Raw genomic sequence first — 4,559 nt, forward strand, 5'->3', positions numbered from 1 at the left:
GGGCCAGCAGCCACCAGAGGAGCCCGACCGGAACACCAGCCGCCGCTGCAACAGCGAACCACTTCAACGGCGGGCGGGATGACCGGCGGCCGGCGGCGTGTTGACTCATTTAACAAACCTTAACAAAGGTTCGCCCCTCCCGATCAAATGACGTAGCAGGTCGGGCGATTCCGCCGGGCCTGCGCGGGAGCCATAGGCTTAATGCAGAGTCCGAATCCAGCCCGCATTTCAGGAGCAGTTTCCACCATGACAGACAAGACGGCGTACGAGAACACGTTCAAGGAAATGTTCCGCCGACACGCGGCCGGCGTGGCAATCATCACGGTGAACTACCAGGGCGAGCCGTATGGTTTCACTGCGACGTCTGTGGCCTCGTTGTCCGCGCAGCCACCCCGGTTTACGTTCAACATGGCCCGGAGTTCGAGTTCGTGGCCGGCGATAGCCAACACCACCCACCTCGGCGTCCACATGCTGGGTCTGGAAAACCAGGAGCTGGCCGACCGCTTCGCGCGCACCAAGGACCGGTTCGGCGGAGACCACTGGAAACTCGGTCCGCATGATGTCCCGATCCTCAAGGGCGTCGCGGGCTGGCTCATCGGGGAAATCCAGATGCGCCTCTCCTTCGAGAACAACGCCGTAGTGGTGGTTGAAGTGGTGGACGGTGAAGTGGGCGACGACGGTTCCCCGCTCCTCTATCACGCCGGCGCCTACGGCCAGCCCGTCCCGCTGGACTACGAAATCTAGTTATCCAGGCACGTCGGCCCGAGGAGTACCTTCAGGTCGCCGAACAGGGACGGACTCGGGTTGACCCGCAGGTGAACGGGCAGTCCCATGACTTCAGTCCGGGTGTCGCCCTGGAGGTGCAGCCGGACCTCCGAGTTTCCCCGGTGGTTCCGCAGGACATCCCCGAGCTCAGTGACCACGGCCTCGGTTGCCTTGTGTGTGGGCATGGAGATGAGTACGGGTCCGTTCGTGCCCTCGCTGAGGTCAGGCACGGAGAGCTCCATGCAGTTCAGTGCCACGGCTCCGTCGTCGCGCCGCTGCAGACGGCCTTTGACCACCACAATGAGGTCTTCGGCCAGGACAGAAGCGATGGGGCCATAGACCTGGCCGAAGAACATCACTTCCATGGAGCCGCCGAGGTCCTCAATTTCCGCGCGGGCGTAGGCGTTGCCACTTGCTTTGGCGATCCTGCGGCTCAGGGAGGTGATCATGCCGGAAATGGTGATGATAGCGCCGTCGTGGGGCCCGTCCTCGGCGATCACCGATGTGATGCTCTGGTCCGCGTGCTGGCTGAGGAGTCCCTCGAGGCCCTGCAGCGGGTGGTCCGAGACGTAGAGGCCAAGCATGTCCCGTTCGAACGAAAGCTTGTCCTTTTTCTCCCATTCAGGCAGGTCAGGAATTTCGATGCTGAGGGACGCTTCGGATTCAGCCTCGTCAAACCCTGCGAAGAGATCGAACTGGCCGATCGCCTCATTGCGTTTGAGCGTAATGACTGAATCGATGGCCTCTTCATGGATCATCGCCAGCGCGCGCCGGTGGTGGTTCAATGAATCGAAGGCGCCGGCCTTGATCAGTGACTCGATGGTCCGCTTGTTGCAGACCACGGCGGGGACCTTGACGAGGTAGTCCTTGAAGGACGTATAGGCGCCTTCCTTTTCGCGGGCGGCGACCATTGCTTCGACGGCGTTGACGCCCACGTTGCGGATGGCTCCCATGCCGAAGCGGATGTCGTTGCCCACTGGCGTGAAGTTGAGGGCTGACTCATTGACGTCCGGCGGCAGCACGGTGATGCCCATGCGGCGGCATTCGTTGAGGTAGATGGCCGATTTGTCCTTGTCGTCACCCACCGAGGTCAGCAGGGCAGCCATGTACTCCGGGGCATAGTGCGCCTTCAGGTAGGCGGTCCAGTAGGAAATCACGCCATAGGCGGCAGAGTGTGCCTTGTTGAAGGCGTAGTCGGAGAAGGGAAGCAGGATGTCCCACAGGGTTTTGACGGCTTCCATGGAGTAGCCGTTGTCCTGCATGCCCTGGGAGAAACCAGCGAACTGTTTATCCAGTTCGGATTTCTTCTTTTTACCCATGGCACGGCGCAGGATATCTGCCTGGCCGAGGGAATAGCCGGCGAGCTTCTGCGCCACGGCCATCACCTGTTCCTGGTAAACGATCAGGCCGTAGGTCCCGCCGAGGATCTCGGCGAGCGGTTCTTTGAGCTCAGGGTGGATCGGGATGACTTCCTGGATCCCGTTCTTGCGCAGCGCGTAGTCGGTGTGCGCGTTCGCGCCCATGGGACCCGGGCGGTAAAGGGCCAGCACTGCGGAGATGTCTTCGAAGTTGTCAGGCTTCATCAGCTTCAGGAGCGCACGCATGGGCCCGCCATCGAGCTGGAATACGCCCAAAGTGTCGCCGCGGGCCATCAGCTCATAGGACGGGACGTCGTCCAGTGCAAGGGTGTCGAGGTCAAGCTCGTGGCCGCGGTTGAGCTTGATGTTCTCCAGGGCGTCGGAAATGATCGTCAGGTTCCGCAAACCGAGGAAGTCCATCTTGATCAGGCCCAGGCCTTCACACGTGGGGTAATCGAACTGCGTGATCACCTGGCCGTCCTGGATGCGGCGCATGACGGGGATGACGTCGATGATGGGGTCCGAGGACATGATGACACCGGCGGCGTGGACGCCCCACTGGCGTTTCAGCCCCTCAATGCCCAGGGCGGTCTCAAAGACCTTTGCAGCCTCGGGGTCCGTGCTGATGAGCTGGCGGAAATCGCCGGCCTCGCCATACCGTTTGGACTCCGGGTTCTGGATGTCCGCCAGCGGAATGTCCTTGGCCATGACGGCCGGGGGAAGTGCCTTGGTCAGCGTCTCGCCCATGCTGAACGGGTAGCCAAGCACACGGGATGAATCCTTCAGCGCCTGCTTGGTCTTGATGGTGCCATAGGTGACAATCATGGCCACGCGCTCGTCGCCGTACTTGCGGGTCACGTAGTCGATGACTTCGGAGCGGCGCCGGTCATCGAAGTCGACGTCGAAGTCGGGCATCGAGACGCGGTCCGGGTTGAGGAAGCGTTCGAAGATCAGGCCGTGGTGCAGCGGATCGAGGTCGGTGATGCGCATGGCGTAGGCCACCATGGAACCGGCACCGGAGCCACGTCCGGGTCCGACGCGGATGCCGTTGTTCTTGGCCCAGTTGATGAAGTCCGCCACCACGAGGAAGTACCCGGGGAAACCCATGGAGGTGATGACTTCCAGCTCGTAGTCAGCCTGGGTGCGGACCTTGTCCGGGACTCCGCCCGGGTAACGGAATTCGAGACCGGCTGCCACTTCCTTGACCAGCCAGGATGTCTCGTCCTCCCCCGGCGGGCAGGGGAACCGGGGCATGTAGTTTGCACCGGTGTTGAACGACACCTCGCAGCGCTCGGCGATCAGCAGGGTGTTGTCGCACGCGTCCGGGTGGTCCCTGAACAGCTCCCGCATTTCCTGCGGGGACTTCAGGTAGTAGCCGCTGCCGGAGAACGCGAACCGGGAGCCACCGTTGTCATAGGTGGGCTCCAGCAGCGTGGAACCTGACTGGATGGCCAGCAGGGCCTCGTGGGCCTTGGCGTCGTGCTCGTGGGTGTAGTGGAGGTCGTTCGTGGCCACCAGGGGCAGGTTGAGGTCCTTGGCCAGCCGCAGGAGGTCCCCCGTGACCCGGCGCTCGATGTCCAGGCCGTGGTCCATCAGTTCGCAGAAGTAGTTCTCCGCACCAAAAATGTCGCGGAACTCCGCGGCGGCCTCCACGGCTTCGCGGTACTGGCCCAGACGCAGCCGCGTCTGGACTTCGCCTGAGGGGCAGCCGGTGGTGGCGATCAGGCCTTCCGAGTATGTGTTCAGAAGCTCCCGGTCCAGCCGCGGCCACTTGCCGAACACCGCATCCAGGGAGGCGATCGAGGAGGCGCGGAAGAGATTGCGCATCCCGGCGTTGTTATAGCTCAGGAGCGTCATGTGGGTGTATGAACCACCACCGGAGATGTCGTCTTTCCGCTGGTGTTCCTCGCCCCAGCGCACACGGCTCTTATCCGTCCGTGCGGTGCCGGGCGTGACATAGGCTTCGACCCCGATAATGGGTTTGATTCCCTGGTCCGTGGCGCGTTTCCAGAAGTCAAAAGCGCCGAACAGATAACCGTGGTCGGTGGTGGCGAGGGCCGGCATGCCAAGGCGTTCGGTCTCATCGAACAACTCCCCCAGACGGGCGGCGCCGTCCAGCATGGAGTACTCGGTGTGGTTGTGAAGGTGGACGAACGAGGCATTGCTGGAAGTCACCGCACTATTCTATGCGCTGGCCGCCTGTGCCTGCCGCAGCGACCCAGTGCCTAGGCCTGGCCCGATTCCAGGACTTCAAGGGCGTAGGCCAGGTCCTGGGGGTATTCGCTGGTGACCGTCACGCGCTCCCCGGTCACGGGGTGCTCGAAACCGAGCTGGCGTGCGTGGAGCCACTGCCGTGTGAGCCCCAGCGTTGCTGCCAGCCGCGGATCTGCGCCGTAAGTGAGGTCTCCGGCGCAGGGGTGCCGCAGTGCTGAGAAG

Annotated in this window: 2 protein-coding genes and 1 pseudogene; 1 reads left to right on the plus strand and 2 read right to left on the minus strand. The window is 62.8% G+C overall.

Going from position 1 to position 4,559, the window contains the following annotated elements; all coding sequences use genetic code 11:
* Positions 1-246 precede the first annotated feature (246 nt).
* On the plus strand, positions 247-744 hold the full coding sequence (locus tag DBR22_RS00095; protein ID WP_108597213.1) for a flavin reductase family protein: 498 nt from the start codon (positions 247-249) through the stop codon (positions 742-744).
* Here DBR22_RS00095 and dnaE read toward each other — a convergent pair.
* Entirely contained in the window at positions 741-4,298 is a 3,558-nt protein-coding gene (dnaE, locus tag DBR22_RS00100) for a DNA polymerase III subunit alpha (protein ID WP_108597214.1), read from the minus strand. The genes DBR22_RS00095 and dnaE overlap by 4 nt on opposite strands.
* Before the next feature lie 50 nt (positions 4,299-4,348).
* A pseudogene (locus tag DBR22_RS00105) lies at positions 4,349-4,559 on the minus strand (RluA family pseudouridine synthase); the annotation flags it as partial.

The sequence above is a fragment of the Arthrobacter sp. HMWF013 genome, assembly GCF_003061105.1.
Classification (GTDB): Bacteria; Actinomycetota; Actinomycetes; order Actinomycetales; family Micrococcaceae; genus Arthrobacter.